Source organism: Ruegeria sp. BHSB196, from assembly GCF_059613135.1.
On sequence record NZ_JBXWRY010000004.1, the window covers coordinates 22,544 to 48,801 of the forward strand.

At 65.3% G+C, this 26,258-nt stretch carries 23 protein-coding genes and 1 tRNA gene; 11 read left to right on the forward strand and 13 right to left on the reverse strand.

The features are described from left to right. Nucleotides 1-34: 34 nt before the first annotated feature. Both mtaB and dapF read right to left on the reverse strand, forming a co-directional pair. The gene (gene mtaB, locus AC2FNJ_RS04125; protein ID WP_496762650.1) at nt 35-1,327 is read right to left on the reverse strand and encodes a tRNA (N(6)-L-threonylcarbamoyladenosine(37)-C(2))-methylthiotransferase MtaB; all 1,293 of its coding nucleotides are present in this window, start codon (nt 1,325-1,327) and stop codon (nt 35-37) included. Beyond that, nucleotides 1,324-2,166, reverse strand: coding sequence for a diaminopimelate epimerase (gene dapF, locus AC2FNJ_RS04130; RefSeq protein ID WP_496762652.1), 843 nt, complete (start codon nt 2,164-2,166; stop codon nt 1,324-1,326). The genes mtaB and dapF overlap by 4 nt, the downstream gene beginning before the upstream one ends. A gap of 209 nt (nt 2,167-2,375) precedes the next feature. Here dapF and AC2FNJ_RS04135 point away from each other — a divergent pair. Then, nucleotides 2,376-2,451 (forward strand) — tRNA-Lys (locus tag AC2FNJ_RS04135). 122 nt (nt 2,452-2,573) lie between these two features. Here the strand turns inward: AC2FNJ_RS04135 and AC2FNJ_RS04140 are convergent. From AC2FNJ_RS04140 to AC2FNJ_RS04160, 5 genes are all read right to left on the reverse strand, one after another. Continuing rightward, a complete protein-coding gene (locus tag AC2FNJ_RS04140) occupies nt 2,574-2,891 on the reverse strand; it encodes a hypothetical protein (protein ID WP_496762654.1) in 318 nt (105 codons plus the stop codon). Between the two features lie 298 nt (nt 2,892-3,189). Then, nucleotides 3,190-4,218: an L-threonine 3-dehydrogenase gene (gene tdh / locus AC2FNJ_RS04145; RefSeq protein ID WP_496762868.1), complete on the reverse strand. Its 1,029-nt coding sequence runs from the start codon at nt 4,216-4,218 to the stop codon at nt 3,190-3,192. Between the two features lie 19 nt (nt 4,219-4,237). Beyond that, nucleotides 4,238-5,188 (reverse strand): PLP-dependent cysteine synthase family protein, encoded by a 951-nt coding sequence (locus AC2FNJ_RS04150; RefSeq protein ID WP_496762655.1) that lies wholly within the window; start codon nt 5,186-5,188, stop codon nt 4,238-4,240. After that, nucleotides 5,185-6,372 carry a glycine C-acetyltransferase gene (locus AC2FNJ_RS04155; protein ID WP_496762657.1) on the reverse strand — a complete coding sequence of 396 codons (1,188 nt, stop codon included), beginning with the start codon at nt 6,370-6,372 and terminating at the stop codon, nt 5,185-5,187. Before AC2FNJ_RS04155 ends, AC2FNJ_RS04150 begins: the two co-directional genes overlap by 4 nt. 129 nt (nt 6,373-6,501) lie before the next feature. Continuing rightward, entirely contained in the window at nt 6,502-7,068 is a 567-nt protein-coding gene (locus AC2FNJ_RS04160; RefSeq protein WP_496762658.1) for a helix-turn-helix domain-containing protein, read from the reverse strand. Between the two features lie 115 nt (nt 7,069-7,183). Here AC2FNJ_RS04160 and AC2FNJ_RS04165 point away from each other — a divergent pair, with 115 nt between their 5' ends. Further along, a complete protein-coding gene (locus AC2FNJ_RS04165) occupies nt 7,184-8,359 on the forward strand; it encodes an acetyl-CoA C-acyltransferase family protein (protein ID WP_496762660.1) in 1,176 nt (391 codons plus the stop codon). 41 nt (nt 8,360-8,400) lie between these two features. Here the strand turns inward: AC2FNJ_RS04165 and ubiB are convergent, their stop codons facing one another. Then, the gene (ubiB, locus tag AC2FNJ_RS04170; protein ID WP_496762662.1) at nt 8,401-9,930 is read right to left on the reverse strand and encodes a 2-polyprenylphenol 6-hydroxylase; all 1,530 of its coding nucleotides are present in this window, start codon (nt 9,928-9,930) and stop codon (nt 8,401-8,403) included. 3 nt (nt 9,931-9,933) lie between these two features. After that, the gene (gene ubiE, locus AC2FNJ_RS04175) at nt 9,934-10,686 is read right to left on the reverse strand and encodes a bifunctional demethylmenaquinone methyltransferase/2-methoxy-6-polyprenyl-1,4-benzoquinol methylase UbiE (protein WP_496762663.1); all 753 of its coding nucleotides are present in this window, start codon (nt 10,684-10,686) and stop codon (nt 9,934-9,936) included. A gap of 86 nt (nt 10,687-10,772) precedes the next feature. Here ubiE and mutM point away from each other — a divergent pair, with 86 nt between their 5' ends. The 9 genes from mutM to AC2FNJ_RS04220 all read left to right on the forward strand — a co-directional run bounded on the left by mutM (nt 10,773) and on the right by AC2FNJ_RS04220 (nt 20,932). Next, entirely contained in the window at nt 10,773-11,624 is an 852-nt protein-coding gene (gene mutM / locus AC2FNJ_RS04180; RefSeq protein WP_496762665.1) for a bifunctional DNA-formamidopyrimidine glycosylase/DNA-(apurinic or apyrimidinic site) lyase, read from the forward strand. 66 nt (nt 11,625-11,690) lie between these two features. Continuing rightward, on the forward strand, nt 11,691-12,467 hold the full coding sequence (gene acuK / locus AC2FNJ_RS04185) for an acryloyl-CoA hydratase (protein ID WP_496762666.1): 777 nt from the start codon (nt 11,691-11,693) through the stop codon (nt 12,465-12,467). 215 nt (nt 12,468-12,682) lie between these two features. Further along, on the forward strand, nt 12,683-12,946 hold the full coding sequence (gene rpsT, locus AC2FNJ_RS04190; RefSeq protein ID WP_496762667.1) for a 30S ribosomal protein S20: 264 nt from the start codon (nt 12,683-12,685) through the stop codon (nt 12,944-12,946). Nucleotides 12,947-13,490: 544 nt separating this feature from the next. Next, nucleotides 13,491-14,876: a chromosomal replication initiator protein DnaA gene (gene dnaA / locus AC2FNJ_RS04195; RefSeq protein WP_496762669.1), complete on the forward strand. Its 1,386-nt coding sequence runs from the start codon at nt 13,491-13,493 to the stop codon at nt 14,874-14,876. 204 nt (nt 14,877-15,080) lie between these two features. Beyond that, nucleotides 15,081-16,202 (forward strand): DNA polymerase III subunit beta, encoded by a 1,122-nt coding sequence (dnaN, locus tag AC2FNJ_RS04200; protein ID WP_496762670.1) that lies wholly within the window; start codon nt 15,081-15,083, stop codon nt 16,200-16,202. Nucleotides 16,203-16,261: 59 nt separating this feature from the next. Further along, nucleotides 16,262-17,362 (forward strand): DNA replication/repair protein RecF, encoded by a 1,101-nt coding sequence (gene recF, locus AC2FNJ_RS04205; protein WP_496762671.1) that lies wholly within the window; start codon nt 16,262-16,264, stop codon nt 17,360-17,362. Then, nucleotides 17,359-17,979 carry a LysE family translocator gene (locus AC2FNJ_RS04210; protein WP_496762673.1) on the forward strand — a complete coding sequence of 207 codons (621 nt, stop codon included), beginning with the start codon at nt 17,359-17,361 and terminating at the stop codon, nt 17,977-17,979. The genes recF and AC2FNJ_RS04210 overlap by 4 nt, the downstream gene beginning before the upstream one ends. Nucleotides 17,980-18,099: 120 nt before the next feature. Continuing rightward, on the forward strand, nt 18,100-20,517 hold the full coding sequence (gene gyrB, locus AC2FNJ_RS04215) for a DNA topoisomerase (ATP-hydrolyzing) subunit B (RefSeq protein WP_496762675.1): 2,418 nt from the start codon (nt 18,100-18,102) through the stop codon (nt 20,515-20,517). Between the two features lie 28 nt (nt 20,518-20,545). Continuing rightward, on the forward strand, nt 20,546-20,932 hold the full coding sequence (locus AC2FNJ_RS04220) for a metallopeptidase family protein (protein ID WP_496762676.1): 387 nt from the start codon (nt 20,546-20,548) through the stop codon (nt 20,930-20,932). 73 nt (nt 20,933-21,005) lie between these two features. Here AC2FNJ_RS04220 and hutU read toward each other — a convergent pair whose 3' ends face one another. Genes hutU through hutI form a run of 4 tightly spaced genes read right to left on the reverse strand, consistent with a single transcriptional unit; the run spans nt 21,006 to nt 26,222 of the window. Further along, a complete protein-coding gene (gene hutU / locus AC2FNJ_RS04225; RefSeq protein ID WP_496762677.1) occupies nt 21,006-22,688 on the reverse strand; it encodes a urocanate hydratase in 1,683 nt (560 codons plus the stop codon). Then, on the reverse strand, nt 22,685-23,482 hold the full coding sequence (gene hutG / locus AC2FNJ_RS04230; RefSeq protein ID WP_496762678.1) for an N-formylglutamate deformylase: 798 nt from the start codon (nt 23,480-23,482) through the stop codon (nt 22,685-22,687). The genes hutU and hutG overlap by 4 nt, the downstream gene beginning before the upstream one ends. Continuing rightward, nucleotides 23,482-25,017 (reverse strand): histidine ammonia-lyase, encoded by a 1,536-nt coding sequence (gene hutH, locus AC2FNJ_RS04235; RefSeq protein WP_496762679.1) that lies wholly within the window; start codon nt 25,015-25,017, stop codon nt 23,482-23,484. Before hutH ends, hutG begins: the two co-directional genes overlap by 1 nt. Continuing rightward, a complete protein-coding gene (gene hutI / locus AC2FNJ_RS04240; RefSeq protein WP_496762681.1) occupies nt 25,014-26,222 on the reverse strand; it encodes an imidazolonepropionase in 1,209 nt (402 codons plus the stop codon). Before hutI ends, hutH begins: the two co-directional genes overlap by 4 nt. Nucleotides 26,223-26,258: the final 36 nt, after the last annotated feature.

Below are 26,258 nucleotides of genomic sequence, written 5' to 3' on the forward strand. Positions count from 1 at the left end.
CAGAGGGGCCAGCCCCTCTTGGCCTGCGGCCAATTCACCCCGGGATATTTGGGGCCAGATGAAGGGGCAGTCGGGCCTGCAAACGGGTTCGGGATGTCCCGGTGATTTCGGCCGTCACGATCTGCCCCTCGGGCTGGGGGGCGGCGAAGGTGACTTCGGTGAACTGCTCGGTCCGGCCCATAAGCGGGCTCTCCATCAGGACGCGATGGGTCTTGCCCAGCTGGGCCGCCAGGTGTCTGGCCACCTGGGCATCGCCGGCGGCGCGCAGGCGGGCGGCGCGCTCCTTGATGACGGCGCCGTTGACCTGCTGCGGGATGCGGGCGGCCGGGGTGCCCTTGCGTCTGGAATAGGGAAAGACATGCAGCCAGGTGAGGTCGCACTCGGCCACCAGTTTCAGCGAATTCTCGAAATGCGACTCGGTTTCGGTGGGAAAGCCCGCGATGATGTCGGCGCCGAAGGTCATGTCGGGGCGCAGCCTGCGGGCTTCTTCGGTGAAGCGGATCGCGTCGTCGCGCAGGTGGCGGCGCTTCATCCGTTTCAGGATCAGGTCATCGCCATGTTGCAGCGACAGGTGCAGATGCGGCATCAGGCGCGGCTCGGTGGCGATGGCCTGCATCAGGTTCTCGTCCGCCTCGATCGAATCGATCGAACTGATGCGCAGCCGCGGCAGGTCGGGGACCAGTTTCAGGATGCGCATGACCAGATCGCCCAGCCTGGGGCTTGCAGGCAGGTCGGCGCCCCAGGAAGTCAGATCGACCCCGGTCAGCACCACCTCGTTGTAGCCGCGGTCCACCAGCCGCTTGATCTGGTCCACCACCACGCCTGCGGGGACGCTGCGCGAGTTGCCGCGGCCATAGGGGATGATGCAGAAGGTGCAGCGGTGGTCGCAGCCGTTCTGGACCTGCACATAGGCGCGCGAGCGGGTGCCGAACCCGTCGATCAGGTGGCTTGCGGTTTCGGTGACCGACATGATGTCATCGACCTGAACCGCCTCGGTCTCGCCGATGAAATCGGCGGCCATGGTCTTCCAGGTTTCGGGCCGCATCTTTTCCGCGTTGCCGATCACGGCATCGACCTCGGCCATGCGCGCGAAGGTTTCGGGCTCGGTCTGGGCGGCGCAGCCGGTCACGATCAGCCGCGCGCCCGGGTTGCCCCGGCGCAGCCTGCGGATCTCCTGCCGGGCCTTGCGCACGGCCTCGGCGGTGACGGCGCAGGTGTTGACGATCACCGCATCCGTCAGTCCGGCCTGTTGCGACAACTCTTTCATCGCCTCGGTTTCATAGGCGTTGAGCCGGCAGCCGAGCGTCGTGAAGCGCGGCGCGCTCATCCGAACGACTCCAGGAATTCGCGGGTCAGCGTGCCCGAAAACACGTGGCAGGTCGGGCCGGTCATCCAGACCCCGTCCTCGCTCCAGTCGATCCACAGCGTTCCGCCATCGAGATCGATCCGCACGTTGCGCCCGGTCAATCCGCGCCGCGCGGCCGCCACGGCGGTGGCGCAGGAGGACGACCCCGAGGCCAGGGTGATGCCGACGCCGCGTTCCCAGACCCGTATCCGGACGTGGTCCGGTCCGACGATCTGCGCGACCTGGACATTGGTGCGCTGCGGATAGAGCGGATGGTGTTCGTACCGGGCGCCGAATTCGGACAGGGGAATCGCCTCGGCATCCTCGACGAAGAACGTGCAGTGCGGATTGCCCATTCCGGTGGCGGTCGGCCCGCCTTCGATCGGCAGTTCCAGCGTATCCACGTCTTCGGCCAGCGGAATGTCCTGCCAGTCGAGCTGCGGCCGCCCCATGTTGACCGCCGTCAGGCCGTCGCCGGCATCCCTGGCCGTCAGCGGGCCGCGCTCGGTCGTCAGGGTCAGCTCGGTCTTGCCGGTCTGCGCCATGAGGTGGCGCGCCACGCACCGGGTCGCATTCCCGCAGGTCGCCGACCCGGTCCCGTCGGAATTGAAGAAGTCGAGACGGGCGTCGGCCGTGCCGCTCCGGATGATGGCCAGCTGGTCGAACCCGACGCCGAAATGCCGGTCGGCGATGCCCCGGACCAGTTCGGGCGAGATCGCGACATCCCGCGCGCGCGCATCGACGATGACGAAGTCATTGCCGAGCCCGTGCATCTTCATGAAGGGCAGATCGATTGGCGCCGCGCGTTGCATGGCGGGCATATAACGCCGCTTGGATCGCGAATCCAGCCCGCGCCGGAGATTCGTCAAAAAAGGGGTTGACCCCTTGCCGCGGTCTCCCTAATTAGGCCGCCTATCGGGTCGCCGGACACACCGGAAACGAAAGCGACACGCGGCGCGAAATGGGCCTTGAACCCGGTCGGGGAAATGACCTAGAGAGCGTCACGGATCGGCACGATCCGAGAGAGAGTGGGCCGTTAGCTCAGTTGGTAGAGCAACTGACTTTTAATCAGTGGGTCGCAGGTTCGAATCCTGCACGGCTCACCACTTTTGCAAAGTCCAAGTGTCCCTGCATCGCGAAGCCTTCTCGCGGTTTCCCTTTTGTCGAGAGCCGTCTGGGTGAAATGCGTTGAGTATTGATGCCAACTTTGTGTGAGGCTGATGATCCATCAGTCATCTGTGTTTCCCACAAGGTTGCGACGATTCAATTCACGTGTTCTTTGGCTGCCGGCTGCATGCAGCGACTTCCATGTCTTTTTCTTCTGCGCATTTCGGTGCCACCTCCCAAGTGGTTCTTGCCCTTCGGCTTCCAGGACACTTCTGATGTTTCGGCGTTCAGTGTCCCTTTCGCGGCGTTTCCTTGGAATACTAGCGAAGCGGGGCGATTTGGATTCGGCCAAACCTTTGAAGAAGCTCCGAATTGAACCGACAAGCGAAGCGAACAGGATTACTCCAACCAAAAATGCAACCCAGAATGTTGCAGACATGTCTTCCTCTTGAGTCAGAACGAAACAGGTTTTGCTGGGTTCTATTTGGGTTGAAATTGGTTTTCACCACCAGTTTGAATTGCGATTACAAGCCAGTTTTGTGCGCAGAGGTGCCAAAACACGAAAAGTGTTACGCGGCAGGTAATTGGCCCAAGGCTTTTCTGCCTTCTTTGAAAATCCCGAATCCTGGGAGTGCGCAGGCTTACCAAATGTCGTGATGGAACGCCGTCCTGCTGGTTCAAAGGAGCGGCAGGAGGCGACCCAAGGGGTGTGATCTAGAAGCACCTGACGCGCCCGTTCAAGTCCAGTCCAGCACCACCTTGCCCGAGGCGCCGGATTTCATGGCGGCGAAGCCTTTGTGGAACTCGTCGGCCTTGAAGCGGTGGGTGATCACGCGGCTCACGTCCAGGCCGTTCTGAAGCATGGCGATCATCTTGTACCAGGTCTCGAACATCTCGCGGCCATAGACGCCCTTGAGGGTGATCGCCTTGAAGACGATGCGGCTCCAGTCCACGGGTGACTTGCCGGGCGGAATGCCCAGCAGCGCGATCTTGCCGCCCATGACCAATGCCTCGACCATCTGGTCCAGCGCCGCCTGCGAGCCTGACATTTCCAGCCCGACATCGAAGCCCTGGCTCATGCCCAGCTCGGCGATGATGTCCGGCAGGGTTTCCCGCGTCACGTCCACGGCGCGCACGGTCGGCACCACATGCGTGGCCAGTTTCAGGCGGTCTGGGTTGATGTCGGTGATGACCACGTGGCGCGCCCCGGCATGGCGGGCGACGGCGGCGGCCATGATGCCGATGGGGCCGGCGCCGGTGATGAGCACATCCTCGCCCAGCAGGTCGAAACTGAGTGCGGTGTGCACGGCGTTGCCCAGGGGATCCAGGATCGCGCCGATCTCATCGGGAATGTCGTCGGGCAGGGGCACGACGTTGAAGGCGGGGAGCTTGAGGTATTCCGCAAAGGCCCCCTGTTCGTTCACGCCGATCCCGCGCGTACCGGGATCGAGGTGGAACTTGCCCGCGCGGCTCTGCCGGCTTTCGGTGCCGATCAGGTGACCCTCGCCCGAGCAGCGCTGGCCGATCTTCAGGCCAGTCACGTTGCGGCCGATCTCGACGATCTCACCGGCAAATTCGTGGCCGGTGATCAACGGAACCGGCACCGTGTGCGAGGCCCAGTCGTCCCAGTTCCAGATGTGGATGTCGGTGCCGCAGATGCCGGTTTTCCTGACGTGGATCAGAACCTCGTCGGGGCCGATCTCGGGGACCGGGGCCTGCACCATCCAAAGCCCCTCTTCGGGCCGGGACTTTTCAAGCGCCTTCATGGTGTTCGCTCGCATCGGATCACTCCCACAAATCGGTCGAAAGATATTTGAGCCCGCTGTCGCACATGACGATGGCCAGGCATCCACCGCGTTCCGGCCCGCGCAGCAATTGGGCGGCGGCGGCAAGGTTGGCGCCCGACGAATACCCGGCAAAGATGCCTTCGGTACGGGCCAGCAAGCGGGCATGGTCGCGGGCCTGCTGTCCGGTCACGGCGACGTGGCCGGCGATCGGCGCATCGCGCAGGTGGGCAAGGTCGGGCATCGCATAGCCGCCTCCCTGGATCGGATGGTCCGGGCACCGCACCGCTTCCTGCGCCAAGGCCCGCGCGCCCTCGGGCTCGACCGCGTAGCAGCGCACGCCGTGACGGGCAAAGTATCGTGCGGCCCCGCCCAGCGTTCCGCCCGAACCCGCAAAATCGCAGAACGCGGTGACATCGCCGCCGGACTGGTCCCAGATCTCGGGGGCGGTGCCGGTCTCGTGCGCGTCCGGGTTGCCGGGATGGGCGAACTGATCGGCCCGAAAGGCGTCGCGTTCCTCGGTCAACCGGCGCGCGGCGTCCTCGACCAGCGCCAGGTCCGCGCCCGAGACTTCGCCCGGCCGGCTGCCCGGTGCCTGTTCGACAAGGACCACCTCGGCGCCGAGCGCGCGCATCATCCGGGCCCGTTCGACGGAATTCCCGGTGCTCATCACGGCGACGAAGGGATGACCCAGAATGCCGCAGACGATGGCCAGCCCGGTCCCCATGTTGCCCGAGGTCAGTTCGACCACGGTCTGTCCGGGCCGGAGCGAGCCGTCGGCACGGGCCGCCTCGATGATGGATCTGGCCGCACGGTCCTTTTTTGAGAAGCCCGGCAGCAGATAGTCCAGCTTGGCCAGAATGCGCCCCTCCAGTTCGAGCGCCGCGCAGGCCCGCGACAGTTCGACCAGGGGGGAACCGGCCATGGCGCCGATTGCCGAGGCGTGGATCATCCGAGCACTCCCAGCTCCTTGCCGACCTTGTCGAACGCGGCGAGCGCCCGGTCGAGTTCATCGCGCGTCAGCGCGGCGTTCATCTGGGTGCGGATCCGGGCCTGGCCGCGTGGAACCACCGGGAAGAAGAAGCCCGAGACATAAACGCCCTCGTCGAACAGCCGCGACGCCATCTCCTGCGCCAAGGTGGCCTCGCCCAGCATCACGGGGATGATCGGGTGTTCGCCCGGCAGCAGGTCAAAGCCCAGCTTCTCCAGACCCGCGCGCCAGTATTTGGCATTTCCGAACAGTTGGGCGCGCAGCATGTCGCCCTCTTCGACCAGGCGGATCGCCTCGAGTCCGGCGGCGACGATGGCGGGCGGCAGCGAATTCGAGAACAGATAGGGCCGCGCCCGCTGCCGCAGCAGGTCGATCACTGGCTGCGGCCCGGCTATGTAACCGCCGATAGCCCCCCCCAGTGCCTTGCCCAATGTCCCTGTCAGAATGTCCACGTCCACGCCGAAATGATCCGGCGTGCCCGCGCCGCGCGGCCCCATGAAGCCGGTGGCGTGACAGTCATCGACCATCACGATGGCGTCGTACCTGTCGGCAAGTTCCCGGATTGCGGGCAGGTTGGCCAGATAGCCGTCCATCGAAAACACGCCGTCGGTGGCGATCATGACATGCCGCGCCCCGTCGGCGCGCGCCTGTTTCAACCAGGCTTCGAGGTCGTTCATGTCGTTGTTCATGTAGCGGTACCGCTTGGCCTTGCACAGCCGCACGCCGTCGATGATCGAAGCGTGGTTCAGGCTGTCCGAGATGATCGCGTCCTCGGGGCCGAGCAGCGGTTCGAACAACCCGCCATTGGCATCGAAACAGGCGGCGAACAGGATCGAGTCGTCCTTGTTCAGAAATCCGGCCAGCCGCTGCTCCAACTCGCGGTGGATGTCCTGCGTGCCGCAGATGAACCGGACCGAGGCCATGCCGAAACCGCGGGGTTCCATCGCGTCCCTGGCCGCCTGGATCAGGGCCGGGTGATCCGCAAGGCCCAGATAGTTGTTGGCGCAGAGGTTGATGACCTGCCGGCCCCCCACCATGATTTCGCCGCCCTGGGGCGACGTGATCATGCGTTCCCGTTTGTACAGCCCTTCGGCCTCGATCTGCGCAAGCGTGTCGGTGACGTGGGACAGGAAATTTTCAGACATCGATTCCTCCTCGTTCACCGCGTATCTACCATAACGGAAGTGATTCCGAAATAAGAGAATTCGACATCGCGGAATCATTTCCTTGATAGCGGATATTCGTGGCGCGCCGGCACTGCGCCCGCCCACAGTCTAACCGGATTTCACGATCAGAAAGACCCGCGCCGGACCATCCACCGAATTGATGGCGTGCACCACGTCCGCAGCGTAACGCGCCGTGTCGCCGGCGGCGAGTTTTTCCGCGGCCTCTCCGGATTCGACGGTGACGATCCCGTCGAGGACGGTCAGCTGTTCGCGGGAGCCGCGTGCGTGGGGCTGGCTGCGCAGACTGCCGCCCTGTTCGAAGGAAATGTCGTACACCTCGTGCCCGCCGGCCTCTTCGGGCGGCGAGAGAATCCGGATGCGGCAGCCGTGCCCCATGTTGTCGATGCTGGGCACTTCGGAACTGCGCAGCACTTCGATCCGGTCGGCGGTGTCCGCGTCTTCCAGCAGGCCCGCGAAATCCACCTGCAGGGCGCGCGTCAGGTTCCACAGGGTCGCGATCGTCGGGCTGCTTTCGCCGCGCTCGATCTGGCTGACCATGGAGCGGGACACGCCGCTGAGATTGGCCACCGCCTCCAGCGACAGGCCCTGCGCGCGCCGCGCCGCTTTCAGGCGGGCGGGCAGGCGTGTCAGGATATCGTCCACGTTTTCCGTCATCACGGAATCTGTGCGCCCTGAGCGGGGATTTGTCAATTCCGCCTGTGACGGTACGTCCCATGAGACAGGTCAATGCTGCAAATGCATAATGGCGCGGATTCGTGAGGAGTGAGACATGACCGACATTGTGATACTGGACGGTGCGCGCACCGCCATCGGAACCTTTGGCGGGGCGCTGGCCTCGACCGCGCCCATCGACCTGGCGACCGTCGCCACCGAGGCTGCGCTTGAGAGGTCCGGGGTCGAGGGCGAACAAATCGGTCATGTCGTGTTCGGACATGTGATCAACACCGAACCGCGCGACATGTACCTGTCGCGCGTCGCCGCGATTCAGGCCGGCATCCCAAGCGGCACCCCGGCGATGAACGTGAACCGGCTGTGCGGATCGGGCGCTCAGGCCATCGTGTCGGCGGTGCAGTCGCTGATGCTGGGCGATGCCGAATTCGCGGTGGCGGGCGGCGCCGAAAGCATGTCGCGCAGCCCCTTCATCATGACCCAGGCGCGCTGGGGCGCCAAGATGGGCGACGTGAAGTCGCTCGACATGATGCTGGGCGCGCTGAACTGCCCGTTCGGAACCGGCCACATGGGCGTGACCGCCGAAAACGTGGCGGACGAGCACCAGATCACCCGCGAACAGATGGACGAGTTTGCGCTGACCAGCCAGACGCGGGCCGCCGCCGCGATCGAGGCAGGCTATTTCGACAGCCAGATCGCGCCGGTCCAGGTCAAGGTCAAGCGGGACATGGTGGATTTCAAGGTCGATGAGCATCCCAAGGCCACCACGGCCGAGGCGCTGGCCGGGTTGAGACCGGTCTTCAGGAAGGACGGTCGCGTGACGGCGGGCAATGCCTCGGGCATCAATGACGGCGCGGCGGCCATCGTTCTGGCGACGGCGGATGCGGCCGAAAAGGCCGGCCTCAAACCCAAGGCGCGCGTTCTGGGCTATGCCCATGCCGGCGTGCGGCCCGAGGTCATGGGAATCGGTCCGATCCCGGCGGTTCAGAACCTGATGGCCAGAACCGGATTGTCGGTGGACGATTTCGACGTGATCGAAAGCAACGAGGCGTTTGCCGCACAGGCGCTGGCCGTGAACAAGGAACTCGGGCTGAACACCGCCAGGGTCAATCCGAACGGCGGGGCCATTGCGCTGGGTCATCCCGTGGGCGCAACCGGGGCCATCATCACCGTCAAGGCGCTGTATGAACTGGAGCGTATCGGCGGGTCGAAAGGGCTGATCACCATGTGCATCGGCGGCGGTCAGGGGATCGCCATCGCCATCGAGCGCCTTTGATCCCCTTGGGGGCAGGGGGCGCCGCCCCCTGACGCACCACCTCAGATCAGGGCGTTCATCGCCATGACCGCGCCACCGCCGATCACCGCGCCGACCAGGGCGGGCCACAGCCTGGCCCAGAGGCGCGGCCGCTCTTCCTCTTCGGTGTGGGTCTGCGCGATCAGGGCGTCTTCGACCAGTCCCGGCAGGCGCGGTCCGAACCGGGCCAGCACCAGAGCGGTCTTGCCCAGATCGCGCAGCATCGCGCGCGGTCCGATCGACTGCTTGATATAGTCCTCGACCACGGGGCGCGCGACCTGCCAGATGTTGATATGCGGGTCGAGCGAGCGGGCCACGCCCTCGACCACGACCATGGTGCGCTGCAAAAGGATCAGTTCGGTGCGGGTTTCCATGCCGAACCGCTCCGTCACCTCGAACAGATAGTTCAGCAGCCGGCCCATCGAGATGTGCGATGCATCCATGCCGAAGATCGGCTCGCCCACCGCGCGCAGGGCGCGGGCGAATTCGTCCACGTCCTGATCGGCGGGCACGTATCCGGCCTCGAAATGCACTTCGGCAACCCGCTTGTAGTCGCGGCGGATGAAGCCATAGAGGATTTCCGCATAGACCCGGCGCGTGTACTCGTCGATATGGCCCATGATGCCGTAGTCATAGGCGATGATGTCGCCGTTCGCCGCGACCTTGAGGTTGCCCTGGTGCATGTCGGCATGAAAGTACCCGTCGCGCAAAGCGTGCAGCAGGAACATCCGCAGCACCCGCTCGGCCAGATCGCTCCGGTCGTGATTGGCCGCGTCCAGCGCGTCGTTGTCGCCCAACGGGATGCCGTCGGCCCAACTCAGCGTCATCACGCGGCGGGCGGAGAGCGGCCAGATGACCGGCGGCAGCCAGAACCCCTTGTCGTCCTTGGTGTTGGCCGCGTATTCGGATGCCGCCGAGCTTTCCAGACGCAGGTCCAGCTCGCCCCGAACCACGCCGTCGAAATGCTTGATCACGTCCAGCGGCCGCAGCCGCCGCGCGCCGGGCGCGAATACCTCGACGATGCCGGCGGCAAAATAGAAGGCGTCGATATCCTTGCGAAAGGCCCGTTCGATGCGGGGGCGCAGCACCTTGACGGCGACCTCCTCGCCCGTATCGGCCAGCCTGGCCTTGTGGACCTGGGCGATCGAGGCGGCGGCGATGGGTTCGCTGAACTCGGAAAACATCGTGTCGATCGGGCGGCCCAGCTCCTTTTCGACTTCCTTCATCGCCACGGCGCGCGGAAAGGGCGGCAGCTTGTCCTGCAGGACGCGCAACTGTTCGGCAAGCTCGTCGCCCACGACATCGGGGCGCGTGGATAGAACCTGGCCGAACTTGATATAGGCCGGTCCCAGCGCCGTCAGCGCCCGAGTCGCCGGCGGCATCGCGGGGTCGCCCTTGTACCCAAGCCACTGGAACGGTTTGCCCAGGGTGTGCGCCAGGATCCGCACCGGCCGCGGCGCCTCGAACGCGTCCAGCACCACGTTCATGGCGCCGGTGCGTTCGAGCGTGGCGCCCGTCCGGATCAGGCGTATGATGTTGTGGGGTCCGCGCATGCGTCAGATCTTCCAGCCGGAGTGCAGCGCGGCGACGCCCATGCTCAGATTGCGGTATTTGGCGTTCTCGAACCCGGCCGCGCGGATCATGCCCAGGAAGGTCTCCTGATCCGGAAACTTTCGGATCGATTCCACCAGATACTGATAGCTGTCGCGGTCGCGCGCGATCAGCTGACCCATGCGCGGGATCACGTTGAAGCTGTAGAGGTCATAGAGTTTCTGCAACCCGTCATTGGGCAACTGGCTGAATTCCAGAACCATCAGCCGACCGCCGGGTTTGAGCACGCGGAAAGCCTCGGCCAGCGCGTCCTGCGGGCGGGTCACGTTCCGGATGCCGAACGAGATCGTGTAGACGTCAAAGCTGTTGTCGCCGAACGGCAGCGCCATCGCATCGCCCACTACCCAGTCCAGACTGCCGTCCATCTGCGCCGCCTCGGCGCGTTTGCGGCCCTCGACCAGCATCGGCTCGGTCAGGTCCAGAACCGTGGCGTGCCCGTGGCCCGCGCGCCTGAGAAACCGAAAGGCGATGTCGCCGGTGCCGCCCGCAACATCCAGCAGGCGCTGGCCGGGCCGCGGGGCCAGCCAGTCCATCATGGCATCTTTCCACAGCCGGTGAATGCCCATCGACATCACGTCGTTCATCACGTCGTATTTGGACGCCACCGAGTTGAACACGCCCTGCACCCGGCTCGCCTTGTCGGCCTCGCGGACGGTTTCGAACCCGAAATGGGTGGTTCTATCGCTGGTCTCGGACATAGGTCTTGCCGTTTCTCGTTTTTCGCCCCTGTTATAGGGCGCTGGAACCGGGGCACAATGCGGCCCGTTGGAATAGGAGCGTCCTAATGCCTGAATTGCCCGAGGTCGAGACAGTAAGACGCGGCCTGACACCGGCGATGGAGGGCGTCGTTATCGAACGGGCCGAGGTGAACCGCCCCGATCTGCGCTGGCCGTTCCCCGTGGGCATGGCCGACCGCCTGACCGGGCAGAGGGTGGACCGGCTGCGGCGACGGTCGAAATACATCCTCGCCGATCTGAGCGGCGGCGAGACGTTGCTGATCCATCTCGGCATGTCGGGTCGGATGACGGTCTCGGGCGATCCGCTGGGGCAGTTCCTGCACCACCACCCGGCGCCCGAGAAGCACGACCACGTGGTGTTTCACATGGCCAACGGCGCGCGCGTCACCTTCAACGATCCGCGCCGGTTCGGGGTCATGGACCTTATGCCCACGGCGCGGGCGGATGAACACCGGCTGCTTGCAAAGCTCGGCCCGGAACCGCTGGGCAACGATTTTCACGAACGGCACCTGATCGAGTCGTTCCGCGGCCGGAACACGCCGGTCAAATCGGCGCTTCTGGATCAGGGAATCGTCGCGGGTCTGGGCAATATCTATGTCTGCGAGGCATTGTTTCGCGCCCGGGTGTCGCCACGTCGCAAGGCGGGGCAGATTTCGGAAAGACGTGTCGCGTCGCTGGTGCCGATCATCCGGCAGGTCTTGCAGGATGCCATCGCGGCGGGCGGTTCGTCGCTGCGCGATTTTCGCCAAGCCGATGGCGAGCTTGGATATTTCCAGCACCGGTTCGATGTCTACGGGCGCGAAGGCGCGCCCTGCCGGACGCCGGACTGCACGGGCCTGGTCCGGAGAATCACCCAGTCCGGCCGCTCGACCTTTTACTGCGCGCAATGCCAAAGATAGCTTGAACCATCTTTCTCGCGTGGTAAGGAATCGTCCCTGAACGGAACAACCGAAAGCAGACGCCCGATGGCTTTTGAGACGATCATCGTCGAAATTGATGAGCACGTCGCTCTGATCAAACTGAACCGTCCCGACGCCCTGAATGCACTCAACACCCAGCTTCTGGGCGAGCTGTGCACGGCCCTCGAAGAAGCGGACGGGAACGACAAGGTGCGCTGCATCGTCATCACCGGCTCGGACAAGGCCTTCGCGGCCGGGGCGGACATCAAGGAAATGTCCGAGATGAGTTTCGTGGACGTGTACACCACGAATCTGTTTGCCGATGCGAACGACCGGATCACCGCGATCCGCAAGCCGATCATCGCGGCGGTGGCGGGCTATGCGCTGGGCGGCGGCTGCGAGCTGGCGATGATGTGCGATTTCATCATTGCCGCCGACACCGCCAAGTTCGGCCAGCCGGAAATCAACCTGGGCGTCATCGCCGGCATGGGCGGCAGCCAGCGCCTGACCCGGTTCGTGGGCAAGTCCAAGTCGATGGACATGAACCTCACGGGGCGTTTCATGGATGCCGAAGAGGCCGAGCGTGCGGGGCTGGTCAGCCGCGTCGTGCCGGCCAAGAAGCTGATCGAAGAGGCGGTGGGCGCGGCGCAGAAGATCGCCGAGAAATCGCTGCTGACCGCGATGGCGGCCAAGGAGGCGGTGAACCGCAGCTACGAGGTGCCGCTGAGCGAGGGGATGCTGTTCGAACGCCGGGTGTTCCACTCGATGTTCGCGACCGAGGACCAGAAAGAGGGCATGGCGGCCTTCCTCGAAAAACGCGCCGCGCAGTTCCGCGACAAATAGGCGATCCCGCTTGCGCCGATCGAGGCTGGCCCGGCCCCGGCGGTCGGGTTCAAGATTCGGCTTGGCAAACCCGGCAAACTTGGATAAGCAGCGCCGCTATACATGCGCGTGCGGCCCGCTCTGGCCAGAATCACACCCGTGATCCCTGACTCGGTGCGGAGATGTCCGTAGCGCGCACCCAAGACAACCGAACCGAACAAAGGTCAGAGACACACATGGCAAATTCGCCCCAAGCCAAGAAGCGCGCGCGTCAGAACGAAAAGCGCTTCGCCATCAACAAGGCGCGTCGTTCGCGCATCCGCACCTTCCTGCGTAAGGTCGAAGAAGCAATCGCCTCGGGCGACAAGGACGCGGCCGCTGCCGCCCTGCGCGCGGCCCAGCCGGAACTGATGCGCGGCGTCACCAAGGGCGTCTTTCACAAGAACACCGCGGCCCGGAAGATGTCGCGCCTGTCGGCCCGGGTGAAGGCGCTGGGTTGACCTCGCGTCAACCGAGCATTTCAAAACCAAAACCAGGCGCCGCGTCCCGCGGCGCCTTTTTTCGTGCTGTTGCCGGAATGCCGCGCCTTCACGGAACCGAGAGATTCTTTCCCCCAAAACGCCGAGTCAATATCAGAGTTTCGTTGCCGCTTCGCACCCGCTCTTGCTACCACTGATTCAGCGATTCACTCGCTTGGGGGGACAGGCTGTTTTCGGGCGAACCTGACGGGCATCAGGCAAGCACGGGAGCGAATGTCGGCAAGCGGCCCTTGTGCCGGTTCGTCGGTCTGCTTCGGGCATCGGGTTTTCCGGTGCTCAAGCCCTGTCTAAGAAACTGGAATGTGGCACGTGGCCTGGCATCAGGGCGCTCGTCTTGCGGGCGATGCGGTGTGGTTTGGGTTTTCTGCTGCACATACCCGACGGGTATCCTCGCCGAATGCAATTTCGGCGACGTGGTGTCCTGCGCTTGTGAATCCGTCCCGGTCACTCGGGGAAAAGACATGAATAAGGCAAGAAGCCAACAACGGGATGCGTGAGGCGCTGGATGACACAAGAGAAATGGGGACAACTTCGCAACAAGTTGCTGAAGACGGTCGGCAAGAACAATTACACGACCTGGATCGAGCCGCTGGAATTCGAAGAGCTGCAGGATGGCGTCGCGGTGTTTTCGGTGCCGACCAACTTCATGGGCAACTATGTCAGCCAGAACTTCGCGGACCTCATTCTCTATGAGCTGAACACCTCGGGCGAGTCGGTGCAGCGCCTGGCATTCCGCGTCGCCGCGAACTCGCCCGCGCGTCCGGTCAATCACACCGAATTGCCGAACGGTCCCACCCGCCAGCAGCCGGATGTCGAGCCGATCGAAGTGGCCAATACGGCCATGGAATCGCTGCAGGCCGCGCCCCTGGACACGCGGTTCACCTTCGAGACATTCGTGGTCGGCAAGCCGAACGAACTGGCCCATGCGGCCGCGCGCCGTGTGTCCGAAGGCGGACCGGTGACGTTCAATCCGCTGGTTCTCTATGGCGGCGTCGGGCTCGGCAAGACGCACCTGATGCACGCCATCGCCTGGGAGCTGAAATCGAAGCGCCCCGATCTGAACGTGCTCTACCTGTCGGCGGAGCAGTTCATGTACCGCTTCGTCCAGGCCCTGCGCGAGCGTCGGATGATGGACTTCAAGCACCTGTTCCGCTCGGTCGATGTGCTGATGGTGGATGACGTGCAGTTCATCGCCGGCAAGGACTCCACGCAGGAAGAGTTCTTTCACACCTTCAACGCGCTGGTGGACCAGAACAAGCAGATCATCATCTCGGCCGACCGCGCGCCTGGCGAGATCAAGGATCTGGAAGACCGGGTGAAGTCGCGCCTGCAATGCGGGCTGGTGGTCGATCTGCATCCGACCGACTACGAACTGCGCCTCGGCATCCTGCAGACCAAGGTGCAGCAGCATCGGGCCACCTATCCCGATCTGCAGATCGCCGACGGGGTGCTGGAATTCCTGGCCCATCGCATCTCGACCAACGTGCGGGTGCTGGAAGGGGCGCTGACCCGGCTGTTCGCCTTTGCCTCGCTGGTCGGGCGCGAGATCGACATGGAGCTGACCCAGGACTGTCTGGCCGACGTGCTGCGCGCCTCGGAGCGCAAGATCACGGTCGAGGAAATCCAGCGCAAGGTCTCGGAATACTACAACATCCGCATGAGCGACATCATAGGTCCCAAGCGCCTGCGCTCCTACGCGCGGCCGCGCCAGGTGGCGATGTATCTGTGCAAGCAGCTGACCAGCCGCTCGCTGCCGGAAATCGGCCGCCGCTTTGGCGGGCGCGACCACACCACCGTCATGCACGGGGTGAAACGGATCGAGGAACTGAAGCTTACCGACGGGCAGATCGCCGAGGATGTGGAAATCCTGCGCCGGGCGCTGGAAGCCTGAGCCCGCCGCCGTCAACGCGGTTTCCGCCCCGGATGGTTCATCCGGGGCGTTCGCTTGTGCGCGCGGGCGCACGAACTGTGGTCAACCGGTCACGCGCCCCTTGACGACCCGGGCTTTCCATTCGAGAAATCCATAAAAAACCTTGTGCCGCAGGGGCAAACCGCTAGTTTGCCAGTCCCGGCCTAAGTCAGAGGAATTGAGGGTATGAAGATCAGCATCGAACGCGGCGCGTTGCTCAAGGCCGTGGCGCAGGCTCAGTCGGTCGTGGAACGGCGCAACACGATCCCGATCCTTGCAAATGTTCTGATCGAGGCCGAGGGCGACCAGGTGCAGTTCCGCGCGACCGATCTGGATATCGAGGTCGTGGACAAGGCCCCCGCCCAGGTGGAGCGCGCCGGCGCCACCACGGTGGCGGCGACGACCCTGCATGAAATCGTGCGCAAGCTGCCCGACGGCGCGCTGGTGACGCTGACCGCCGATGCCGCGGCCGGCCGCCTGACGGTCGATGCCGGGCGTTCGAACTTTTCGCTGGCGACGCTGCCCAAGGAGGATTTTCCGGTCATGGCGTCGTCGGAATACCAGTCCAATTTCTCGGCCCCGGCGGCGTTGCTGCGGCGGCTGTTCGACAAGTCGAAATTCGCCATTTCCACCGAGGAAACGCGGTATTACCTCAACGGCGTGTACATGCATGTGGCCGATGGCGCCGACGGCGGCAAGGTGCTGCGCTGCGTGGCGACGGATGGGCACCGGCTGGCGCGGATCGATGCCGACCTGCCCGCCGGCGCCGAGGACATGCCCGGCGTGATCGTGCCGCGCAAGACCGTGGGCGAGCTGCGCAAGCTGCTGGAGGACGACGAGATGGACATCGCGGTGTCGGTCAGCGAGACCAAGGTGCGCTTCGCGACGCCCGACATCACGCTGACCTCGAAGGTGATCGACGGCACCTTCCCCGACTACACCCGCGTGATTCCGCAGGCCAACAACCGGAAGCTGGAAGTCGATGCCGCCGAATTCGCGCAGGCGGTGGATCGCGTGGCCACGGTGTCGTCGGAACGGTCGCGCGCGGTCAAGCTGCAACTGGAGAACGACAGGCTGATCCTGTCGGTCAATGCCCCCGACAGCGGCGCGGCCGAAGAGGAGCTGGCCGTGGCCTATGGCGACGAGCGCCTGGAGATCGGGTTCAACGCGAAATACCTGCTGGAAATCGCGTCCCAGGTGGACCGCGAAAATGCCGTGTTCCTGTTCAACTCGGCCGGCGATCCGACGCTGATGCGCGAGGGCGGCGACCAGAGCGCGGTCTATGTCGTCATGCCGATGCGCGTCTGATCGCGCTGACGCGCGACGCCTCCGGCGGGAGTATTTTGGGCAAGATGAAGGGAGGGGTCATGGGATTGGCCCTGACCGAGCTTACGGTCTCGCATTTCCGGTCGCACAAGCTGGCGCGGCTGTCCCTGGACGGGCGTCCCGTCGCGATCCATGGGCCGAACGGCGCGGGCAAGACCAACATTCTGGAGGCCGTGTCGCTGTTTTCGCCGGGCCGCGGGCTGCGCCGGGCGAGCGCGGCGGAGATGGCCAGGCGGCCCGAGGCCCTCGGCTGGAAACTGTCCGGTGTTCTGGAGCGGAACGGGCAGCGCCATGAGATCGAGACCTGGTCCGAAGACGGCGCCCCGCGTCAGGTGCGGATCGACGGCAAGCCGGCCAGCCAGGTCGATCTGGGCCGCCTGGCGCGCATCGTCTGGCTGATCCCGTCGATGGACCGGCTGTGGATCGAAGGCGCCGAAGGGCGGCGGCGGTTTCTGGACCGGTTGACGCTGAGTTTCGATCCGGGCCATGCCGAGGCGGTGCTGGCCTATGACAAGGCCATGCGCGAGCGCAATCGGCTGCTCAAGGACAATGTGCGGGACGCGCATTGGTACGGCGCATTGGAGGCGCAGATGGCCGAAGCGGGCCACCGCATCCATCAGGCGCGGGTTGCGGCGCTCGACCACATCCGCGCGGCGCAGGAGCGGGCCGAAACCGCGTTTCCCTCGGCGGAGCTGGAGCTGGTGCAGACCGAAGGCGCGATGCCGGCGACGGCCGCGGATCTGCGCGGGGCGCTGGAAGAAAGCCGGTTTCGCGATCTTGCCGCCGGCCGCACGCTGGTCGGGCCGCATCGGACCGACCTCCACGGCGTCTTTGCGGCCAAGGGCGTTGCGGCAAGGGAGTGTTCGACCGGCGAGCAGAAGGCGTTGCTGGTCTCGCTGATCCTGTCCAATGCCCGCGCCCTGTCCGGGCTGGTCGGGGCGCCGCCCATCGTGCTTCTGGACGAGATCGCGGCGCATCTCGATGCGGCCCGCCGGGCGGCGCTGTTCGACGAGATCTGCGCGCTGGGCGCGCAGGCGTGGATGACCGGCACCGGACCCGAGCTGTTCGCCGAGCTTGGCGACCGGGCGCAGGTGCTGGACGTGACCGAACGCGACGGTGCATCGGCGGTGACGGGCCCGTGACCCTGTCGCCTGCCGATCTGCTGCTGTATGCGGGTGCGGTTTTCGTGCTGTTCCTGACGCCCGGCCCGGTCTGGCTGGCCCTGACGGCGCGCACCCTGTCGGGCGGGTTTCAGGCCGCCTGGCCGCTGACGCTGGGTGTGGTGGTCGGCGACATGCTGTGGCCGGTTCTGGCCATTCTGGGGGTTGGCTGGGTCACGTCGGCCTCGGTGCAGCTTGCCCTGGTGCTCAAGGGGGTGGCGGTGCTGGTCTTCGTCTGGCTTGGCGTCACGACCATCCGCAGGGCGGATCGGGCGGTGCATCTGGACAGCCGCCTGACGCGGCCCGGTAAATGGGCGGGGTTTCTGGCGGGGCTCGTGGTAATCCTCGGGAACCCGAAGGCGGTGCTGTTTTACATGGGCATCCTGCCGGGTTTCTTCGATCTGTCGGCGGTGACGCTGCCGGATGTGGCGGCCATCGTCGCGGTTTCGCAGATCGTGCCGCTGATCGGCAACCTGGCCCTGGCGGCCTTTGTCGATCGGGTGCGCCGGATCCTCGGTTCGCCCACCGCCTTGCGGCGCATGAATCTGGTCGCCGGAACCCTGCTGATCGCGGTCGGCGCGATCCTTCCCTTCACCTAGGATCCGCCCCCGAAACGGCGGCGGCGGAAAACGGTGCAAGCCCACAAAATCTGGTGGGATCGCGTGACATTCCCCACCAGAAAACGTATAAAGTAGCAAAATAAAATAGGTACAGACGGAATGTCCGACGACACACAGGCGCAAACGGAATACGGCGCGGATTCCATCAAGGTTCTCAAAGGGTTGGAGGCGGTTCGCAAGCGCCCGGGGATGTATATCGGGGATACCGATGACGGCTCGGGTCTGCATCACATGGTCTATGAGGTCGTGGACAACGGGATCGACGAGGCGCTGGCCGGTCATGCCGACCATGTGACCGTCAAGATCCATGCCGATTCCAGCGTTTCCGTGACCGACAACGGGCGCGGGATTCCGGTCGATATCCACCCCGAGGAAGGCGTGAGCGCCGCCGAGGTCATCATGACCCAGCTTCATGCGGGCGGCAAGTTCGACAGCAACTCCTACAAGGTGTCGGGCGGTCTTCACGGCGTCGGCGTTTCGGTGGTGAACGCGCTGTCGGACTGGCTGGAACTGCGCATCTGGCGCAACGGGAAAGAGCATTTCGCCCGCTTCGAGGGCGGCGAGACCACCGAACACCTGAAGGTCGTGGGCGATTGCGGCGACCGCACCGGGACCGAGGTGCGGTTTCTCGCCTCGACCGACACGTTCTCGAATCTCGACTACGTGTTCGAGACCCTGGAAAAACGCCTGCGGGAACTGGCCTTTCTGAACTCGGGCGTCCGCATCATCCTGATCGACGAGCGACCGGCCGAGCGGCTGGAGACCGAGCTGTTCTACGAAGGCGGGGTCAAGGAATTCGTCAAATACCTCGACCGCCACAAGACGCCGATGATGCCGGCGCCGATCTACATCAAGGGCGAGCGCGACGAGATCGGCGTCGAGATCGCGATGTGGTGGAACGACAGCTATCACGAGACGGTGCTGCCCTTTACCAACAACATCCCGCAGCGCGACGGAGGCACCCATGTGGCGGGCTTCCGCGGCGCGCTGACCCGCACGATCAACAACTATGCCCAGACGAGCGGCATCGCGAAGAAGGAAAAGGTGAGTTTCACCGGCGATGACGCGCGCGAGGGGCTGACCTGCGTCCTGTCGGTCAAGGTGCCGGACCCGAAATTCTCGTCCCAGACCAAGGACAAGCTGGTGTCGTCCGAAGTGCGCCCGGCGGTCGAGGGGCTGGTGAACGAGAAGCTGGCCGAATGGTTCGAGGAGAACCCGAACGAGGCCAAGCTGGTCGTGGGCAAGATCATCGAGGCGGCGCTGGCGCGCGAGGCGGCGCGCAAGGCCCGCGAACTGACCCGGCGCAAGACGGCGATGGACGTGAACTATCTGGCCGGCAAGCTGAAGGACTGTTCCGAAAAAGACCCGGCCAAGACCGAGGTTTTCCTGGTCGAGGGGGATTCGGCCGGTGGCTCGGCCCAGACCGGCCGCGACCGGCGCACGCAGGCGGTGCTGCCCCTGCGCGGCAAGATCCTGAACGTGGAACGCGCCCGGTTCGACCGGATGCTGTCCAGTCAGGAAATCGGCAATCTGGTGATGGCGCTGGGCACCGGCATCGGGCGGGACGAATTCGACATCTCCAAGCTGCGCTACCACAAGATCGTCATCATGACGGATGCCGACGTGGACGGCGCGCATATCCGCACGCTGCTGCTGACCTTCTTCTACCGGCAGATGCCGGAGCTGATCGAAGGCGGATACCTGTATATCGCGCAGCCGCCGCTCTACAAGGTGGCGCGCGGCAAGTCCGAGGTCTACCTGAAGGATCAGGCGGCGCTGGATGATTACCTGATCAACCAGGGCGTCGAAGGCGCGGTGCTGAAGCTGGGAACGGGCGAAGAGATCGTCGGGCAGGATCTGGCCCGTGTCGTGGACGAGGCGCGGCAGCTCAAGCGAGTGCTGGACGCCTTCCCGACCCACTATCCCCGCCACATCCTGGAACAGGCGGCGGTGGCCGGGGCCTTCGTGCCCGGCGCGGTGGATGCCGACCTGCAGGGCGTGGCCGACAAGGTGGCGGCGCGTCTGGACCTGATCGCGCTGGAATACGAGCGCGGCTGGCAGGGCCGGATCACGCAGGATCACGGCATCCGCCTGTCGCGCATCCTGCGTGGCGTCGAGGAAATCCGCACTCTCGACGGCCCGATGCTGCGTTCCGGCGAGGCTCGCAAGACCGGCAGCTTCACCAAAAGCCTGCAAGAGGTCTACAACACGCCCGCGACCCTTGTGCGTCGCGACCGCATGCAGGCGATCCACGGCCCCCTGTCGCTGCTCAAGGCGATCCTCGAAGAGGGTGAAAAGGGCCTGACGCTGCAACGCTACAAGGGGTTGGGCGAGATGAACCCGGATCAGCTGTGGGAAACCACGCTCGACCCGGATGCGCGCACGCTGTTGCAGGTGCGGGTGGATGACATGGTCGAAGCCGACGATCTGTTCACCAAGCTGATGGGCGACGTGGTCGAACCGCGCCGCGAGTTCATCCAGCAAAACGCGCTGAGCGTCGAGAACCTGGATTTCTAGGTCCGCCGGACCGCTGAGCCGCCGCCGTATGCAGCATGACCTTGCCTTTTTCGAACGGATCGCCCGCGAAACCGTCGCCACCTTGCCCGAGGCGTTCCGCCCCGCCGCGCAGGCCGTCATCCTGCGCATCGCGGAATGGCCCGCGCAGGACATGCTGGACGAGCTTGGGATCACCGATCCGTACGAGCTGACCGGGCTCTACGAAGGCATTCCCATGACCCAGAAGTCGGTTGACGACATGGCCCCGCCGCCGGATGTCGTGTGGCTTTTCCGGCAACCGATCCTGGCCGAGTGGCGCGACCGGGGCGATGTGGCGCTGCGCGACCTGATCGCCCATGTGGTCGTTCACGAATTCGCCCACCACTTCGGCTGGAGCGACGATGACATCGCCACGATCGATCAGTGGTGGACCTGAGCGGCGGCGCGATCCGGGCGTGTTCGGGAAACAGCCGTCAGGCGGCGGCGGATGACCGCCGCTGCCGTCCCGGTCATCCCAGGATGCCGGGCAGGCGCAGCCCGTGTTCGCGGGCGCAGTCCCGTGCGATCTCGTAGCCCGCATCCGCGTGCCGCCAAACGCCCGAAGCCGGGTCGTTCCACAGAACCCGCTCCAGCCGCCGCGCGGCATCCTCGGTGCCGTCGGCGCAGATCACCACGCCCGCGTGCTGGCTGAACCCCATGCCGACCCCGCCGCCATGATGGATCGACACCCAGGTGGCGCCGCTGGCGGTGTTGATCAGCGCGTTCAGAAGCGGCCAGTCCGACACCGCGTCGGACCCGTCCAGCATCGCCTCGGTCTCGCGGTTCGGCGAGGCGACCGAACCCGAATCCAGATGGTCGCGGCCAATGACGACCGGCGCCTTCAACTCGCCCCTGGCGACCATCTCGTTGAAGGCCAGACCGGCGCGGTGCCGGTCGCCCAGCCCGATCCAGCAGATCCGCGCGGGCAGGCCCTGGAACGCGATCCGCTCGCGCGCCATGTCCAGCCAGCGGTGCAGATGCTCATTCTCGGGGAACAGCTCTTTCATCTTGGCGTCGGTCTTGTAGATGTCCTCGGGATCGCCCGACAGGGCGCACCAGCGGAACGGGCCGATGCCGCGGCAGAACAGCGGGCGGATATAGGCGGGCACGAAGCCGGGGAAGGCAAAGGCGTTCTCCAGCCCCTCGTCCAGCGCCACCTGCCGGATGTTGTTGCCATAGTCCAGCGTCGGTACCCCGGCGTTCCAGAAATCCACCATCGCCGCAACGTGCTGCTTCATCGAGGCGCAGGCGGCCTTTTCCACCGCCTTAGGGTCTGATTCCCGCATTTCACGCCACTGCGCCATGGTCCAGCCCAGCGGCAGATACCCGTTGATCGGGTCGTGCGCGCTGGTCTGGTCGGTCACGATGTCGGGGCGCATCCCGCCTGCGGCCATGCGGCGGTAGATCTCGGGGAAGATCTCGGCGGCGTTGCCCAGCAGGCCCACGGATTTCGCCTCGCCCGCCTTGGTCCAGCGGTCGATCATCGCCAGCGCCTCGTCCAGAGTCTCGGCCTTTTCGTCCAGGTATTTGGTGCGCAGGCGGAAATCGATCCGGTCCGGGTCGCATTCCACCGCCAGGCAGCAGGCCCCGGCGAACACCGCCGCAAGAGGTTGCGCGCCGCCCATCCCGCCAAGGCCCCCGGTCAGGATCCACCGGCCGGTCAGGTCGCCGTCATAGTGCTGGCGCCCGGCCTCGGCAAAGGTCTCGTACGTGCCCTGCACGATCCCCTGCGTGCCGATGTAGATCCACGATCCGGCCGTCATCTGGCCGTACATCATCAGACCCTTCCGATCGAGCGCGTTGAAATGGTCCCAGGTCGCCCAATGCGGCACCAGGTTGGAATTGGCGATCAGAACGCGGGGCGCATCCTTGTGGGTGCGGATGATCGCCACCGGCTTGCCGGATTGCACGATCAGGGTTTCATCCTCGTCCAGATCCTTCAGGCTGGCGACGATGGTATCGAAATCGTTCCAGGTGCGCGCCGCGCGCCCGATGCCGCCATAGACCACCAGTTCGTGCGGATTTTCGGCCACGTCGGGGTGCAGGTTGTTCATCAGCATCCGCAAGGGCGCTTCGGTCAGCCAGCTTTTGGCGTTCAACTCGGGGCCGGTGGGCGGATAGACGTCACGGGTGTTCTTGCGCGGATCAGTCATGAAGTAAGCTCCAATGCAGTGTCTTGGATGGCGTCCAGCGTGTCCCGCAGCCTGCGGCGCAGCCGGTCGGCCTTTTCGGTGTCATAGCGCCAGGGCGGGGCTTCGGTTGTCAGATAGGTGGACTGAGCCAGTTCCATCTGGATGGCGTGCAGGCCCTCGGCCGGGCGGCCGTAATGGCGTGTGGTCCATCCGCCCCGGAACCGCCCGTTGAGCACGGTGCTGTAGGGGGACGAGGCGGAAAACTCATGCGCAACGGCCTCGATCTCGGGCGCGCAGGTCGCCCCGCCGTCGGTACCGATATTCATGTCCGGAAGCGTTCCATCGAACAGGAACGGGATGCGGCTGCGGATCGAGTGGCAGTCGAACAGAACCGCAAACCCGTATCTCGCCTTGACGCGCTGCAATTCCTGCTCGAGCGCGGCGTGGTAGGGGGCGTGGTATTTCAGCCGCCGCTCCTCGATCTCGTCCGCCGACGGCTCCTGACCCTCGGTCCAGATCGGCCTTCCGTCGAAATCGGTCAGCGGCACCAGCGTTGTGGTGTTCTGGCCGGGATAGAGCGACGCGCCGGTAGGATCGCGGTTAGCGTCGATGACGTAGCGGTGGACATGCGACTGCACCACCGTCGCATCGGCCAAAAGCCCTTGATAGAGCCTGTTTATGTGCCAATCCGTGTCCGCCAGCCCGCGCCCGATCTCGTTCAGCCGCGCGGCGATGGCGTCCGGCACGAAGGTGCCGCCATGCGGCTGACCCAGAACCACCGGCCCGTCGCCGCGATGCACGTCACAGACCTGCATCAGTCCAGCTCCGGCATCGCGACACCGACCGCCCGCAGGATCGCGCCCTGGGCGACGAGGCGTTTCGCGGTTTCCAGTTCCGGCGCCAGAAACCGGTCTTCGGCCAGCGGTGGGATTTCGTCGCGCAACCGGGCGATGACCCGCTGCAGCGGCGCGCTGGTGGCGAGCGGCGCGCGGAACTCGACGCCCTGCGCGGCGCAGATCAGCTCGATCCCGAGGATGTGGTTGAGGTTCTCCACCATCCGGCCCAGGCGCCGCGCCCCATGCGCGGCCATCGAGACGTGATCCTCCTGATTGGCCGAGGTCGGCGTGCTGTCGGTGACGCAGGGATTGGCCAGATGCTTGTTCTCGCTCATCAGCGCCGCGGTCGTCACTTCGGCGATCATCAGGCCCGAGTTCAGCCCCGGTTCGGGGGTCAGGAACGGCGGCAGGTCGAAACTCAGCGTCGGGTCCACCATGAGCGCGATGCGGCGCTGGGCGATGGCGCCGATCTCGGACACGGCCAGCGCGATCATGTCGGCGGCGAAACCCACCGGTTCGGCGTGGAAATTGCCGCCCGACACGATGGCGTCGGGATCGGTCATCACCAGCGGATTGTCGGTGGCGGCATTGGCCTCGATGGTCAGTGTCGTCGAGGCCTGACGCAGCACGTCCATGGCCGCACCGGTCACCTGAGGCTGGCAGCGGATGCAATAGGGATCCTGCACCCGCGTGTCGCCTTCGCGGTGGCTTTCCCGAATTTCCGATCCTTCCAGCGCCATGCGCATCGCCTGCGCCGCCTCGATCTGGCCGCGATGGCCGCGCAGGGTGTGGATTTCCGGCTGCAAGGGCGCGGTCGAACCCATGATCGCGTCGGTGGACGCGGCCGCGATCACCAGTGCGTTCTGCGCCGCGCGCCAGGCCTCGAACAGGCCCGCCAGGGCGAAAGCGGTGGAAAACTGGGTGCCGTTGATATAGGCCAGCCCCTCCTTGGGACCAAGCTGAATCGGCTCTAACCCGACGGTTCTCAGCGCTTCGGCGCCGGGCAGAACGGTCCCGTTCACTTCGGCCTCGCCGGCTCCGATCACCACGGCCGTCATATGCGCCAGCGGCGCCAGATCGCCCGACGCGCCGACCGAGCCCTGGGCCGGGATCACCGGCGTCACGCCGCGCGCCAGCATCTGCTGCAGCAGATCGACCAGTTCCCAGCGCACGCCGGAGGCGCCGCGCCCGAAGGACAGCAGCTTGAGCGACATCATCAGCCGCGCCATCCGGCGCGGCACCGCCTCGCCCACGCCGCAGCAATGGCTGAGGATCAGGTTGCGCTGCAGCGCCGAGGTGTCCTTGGCCGCGATCTTGTGGCTGGCCAGCTTGCCGAAGCCGGTGTTGACGCCATAGACCGCCGCGTCCCCTGCCGCCGCCTCGGCGATCCGCGCGGCTGCGGCCTGCACGCGGGGCTTGCAGCCGTCGTCCAGCACCACCGGCGTTTCGTTCCAATAGATGTCCGCCAATTCGGACAGCGACACGCTGCCCGGAGCAAGCGTGAGCACGCTCATTCACCGCCTCCGAAAATTCGCCTGTGCAGGGGGTTGAAGCCGATGCGATAGGACAGCTCGGCCGGATGTTCGACATTCCACACGGCCAGATCCGCCCGCTGGCCCGCGGCGACGGTCCCGGTATCGGTCAGGCCCAGCGCGCGCGCCGCCTCGCGCGTGACGCCTGCCAGCGCCTCTTCCGGGGTCAGCCGGAACAGGGTGCAGGCCATGTTGAGGGTCAGCAGCAGCGAGGTCAGCGGCGACGACCCCGGATTGCAGTCGGTCGCCAGGGCCATCGGCACCTGGTATCGGCGCAACAGGTCGATGGGCGGCACCTGCGTTTCCCGCAGGGTATAGAACGCGCCGGGCAGCAGGACCGCGACGGTGCCCGCCTCGGCCATCGCCCTGACGCCTGCCTCGTCCAGATATTCGATGTGATCCGCGGACAGCGCGCCATAGGATGCGGCCAGCTTCGCGCCGCCGAGGTTCGAAAGCTGCTCGGCATGCAGCTTGACGGGCAGGCCAAGGTCGCGGGCGGCGTCGAAAACCCGCGCGATCTGACCGGGGTCAAAGGCGATGCCCTCGCAGAACCCGTCCACCGCGTCGGCCAGACCTTCGGCATGGGCCGCCTGCAGGGTGGGAATGCAGACCTCGTCGATATAGGTGTCGGCCCGATCCTTGTACTCCGGCGGCACCGCATGCGCGCCCAGAAAGCTGGTCACGACCCGAACCGGGCGTTCCAGGGCGATCCGCCTGGCGGCGCGCAACATGCGCAGCTCGGTTTCGTGGTCCAGGCCATAGCCGGACTTGACCTCGATGCAACTCACGCCCTCGGCGATCAGCGCATCGACGCGGGGCAGCGCATCGGCCAGCAACTCATCTTCGGACGCCGCCCGCGTTCCATTCACCGTGGACAGAATGCCGCCGCCCGCGCGGGCGATTTCTTCATAGCTTGCGCCTTTCAGGCGCATCTCGAATTCGACGGCGCGGTTGCCGCCAAAGACAACATGGGTATGCGCGTCGATGAGCGCCGGGGTGATCAGGCGTCCGCCGAAGTCTTCGCGCGGCCAGTCGGCAAACCCCTCGGGCAGGGCGTTCCGGGCGCCGACCCAGGCAATCCGGCCATCCGCGATCGCCACGGCGCCCTCCGGGATCATCCCGTAGGGCGTCCCGGGGTCATCGAATGTGGCGATCCGGGCACCGTGCAGGACTGTTTTTTCGGTCATGGCGGATCTTTTTTGTTCCCCTCTTGATGGATTTTT

What these genes read in the sequence shown, in the direction of transcription:
- mtaB (WP_496762650.1), bottom strand. Translation starts at nt 1,327, where the DNA reads ATGAGCGCGCCGCGCTTCACGACGCTCGGCTGCCGGCTCAACGCCTAT.
- dapF (WP_496762652.1), bottom strand. Translation starts at nt 2,166, where the DNA reads ATGCCCGCCATGCAACGCGCGGCGCCAATCGATCTGCCCTTCATGAAG.
- AC2FNJ_RS04140 (WP_496762654.1), bottom strand. Translation starts at nt 2,891, where the DNA reads ATGTCTGCAACATTCTGGGTTGCATTTTTGGTTGGAGTAATCCTGTTC.
- tdh (WP_496762868.1), bottom strand. Translation starts at nt 4,218, where the DNA reads ATGAAGGCGCTTGAAAAGTCCCGGCCCGAAGAGGGGCTTTGGATGGTG.
- AC2FNJ_RS04150 (WP_496762655.1), bottom strand. Translation starts at nt 5,188, where the DNA reads ATGATCCACGCCTCGGCAATCGGCGCCATGGCCGGTTCCCCCCTGGTC.
- AC2FNJ_RS04155 (WP_496762657.1), bottom strand. Translation starts at nt 6,372, where the DNA reads ATGTCTGAAAATTTCCTGTCCCACGTCACCGACACGCTTGCGCAGATC.
- AC2FNJ_RS04160 (WP_496762658.1), bottom strand. Translation starts at nt 7,068, where the DNA reads ATGACGGAAAACGTGGACGATATCCTGACACGCCTGCCCGCCCGCCTG.
- AC2FNJ_RS04165 (WP_496762660.1), top strand. Translation starts at nt 7,184, where the DNA reads ATGACCGACATTGTGATACTGGACGGTGCGCGCACCGCCATCGGAACC.
- ubiB (WP_496762662.1), bottom strand. Translation starts at nt 9,930, where the DNA reads ATGCGCGGACCCCACAACATCATACGCCTGATCCGGACGGGCGCCACG.
- ubiE (WP_496762663.1), bottom strand. Translation starts at nt 10,686, where the DNA reads ATGTCCGAGACCAGCGATAGAACCACCCATTTCGGGTTCGAAACCGTC.
- mutM (WP_496762665.1), top strand. Translation starts at nt 10,773, where the DNA reads ATGCCTGAATTGCCCGAGGTCGAGACAGTAAGACGCGGCCTGACACCG.
- acuK (WP_496762666.1), top strand. Translation starts at nt 11,691, where the DNA reads ATGGCTTTTGAGACGATCATCGTCGAAATTGATGAGCACGTCGCTCTG.
- rpsT (WP_496762667.1), top strand. Translation starts at nt 12,683, where the DNA reads ATGGCAAATTCGCCCCAAGCCAAGAAGCGCGCGCGTCAGAACGAAAAG.
- dnaA (WP_496762669.1), top strand. Translation starts at nt 13,491, where the DNA reads ATGACACAAGAGAAATGGGGACAACTTCGCAACAAGTTGCTGAAGACG.
- dnaN (WP_496762670.1), top strand. Translation starts at nt 15,081, where the DNA reads ATGAAGATCAGCATCGAACGCGGCGCGTTGCTCAAGGCCGTGGCGCAG.
- recF (WP_496762671.1), top strand. Translation starts at nt 16,262, where the DNA reads ATGGGATTGGCCCTGACCGAGCTTACGGTCTCGCATTTCCGGTCGCAC.
- gyrB (WP_496762675.1), top strand. Translation starts at nt 18,100, where the DNA reads ATGTCCGACGACACACAGGCGCAAACGGAATACGGCGCGGATTCCATC.
- AC2FNJ_RS04220 (WP_496762676.1), top strand. Translation starts at nt 20,546, where the DNA reads ATGCAGCATGACCTTGCCTTTTTCGAACGGATCGCCCGCGAAACCGTC.
- hutU (WP_496762677.1), bottom strand. Translation starts at nt 22,688, where the DNA reads ATGACTGATCCGCGCAAGAACACCCGTGACGTCTATCCGCCCACCGGC.
- hutG (WP_496762678.1), bottom strand. Translation starts at nt 23,482, where the DNA reads ATGCAGGTCTGTGACGTGCATCGCGGCGACGGGCCGGTGGTTCTGGGT.
- hutH (WP_496762679.1), bottom strand. Translation starts at nt 25,017, where the DNA reads ATGAGCGTGCTCACGCTTGCTCCGGGCAGCGTGTCGCTGTCCGAATTG.
- hutI (WP_496762681.1), bottom strand. Translation starts at nt 26,222, where the DNA reads ATGACCGAAAAAACAGTCCTGCACGGTGCCCGGATCGCCACATTCGAT.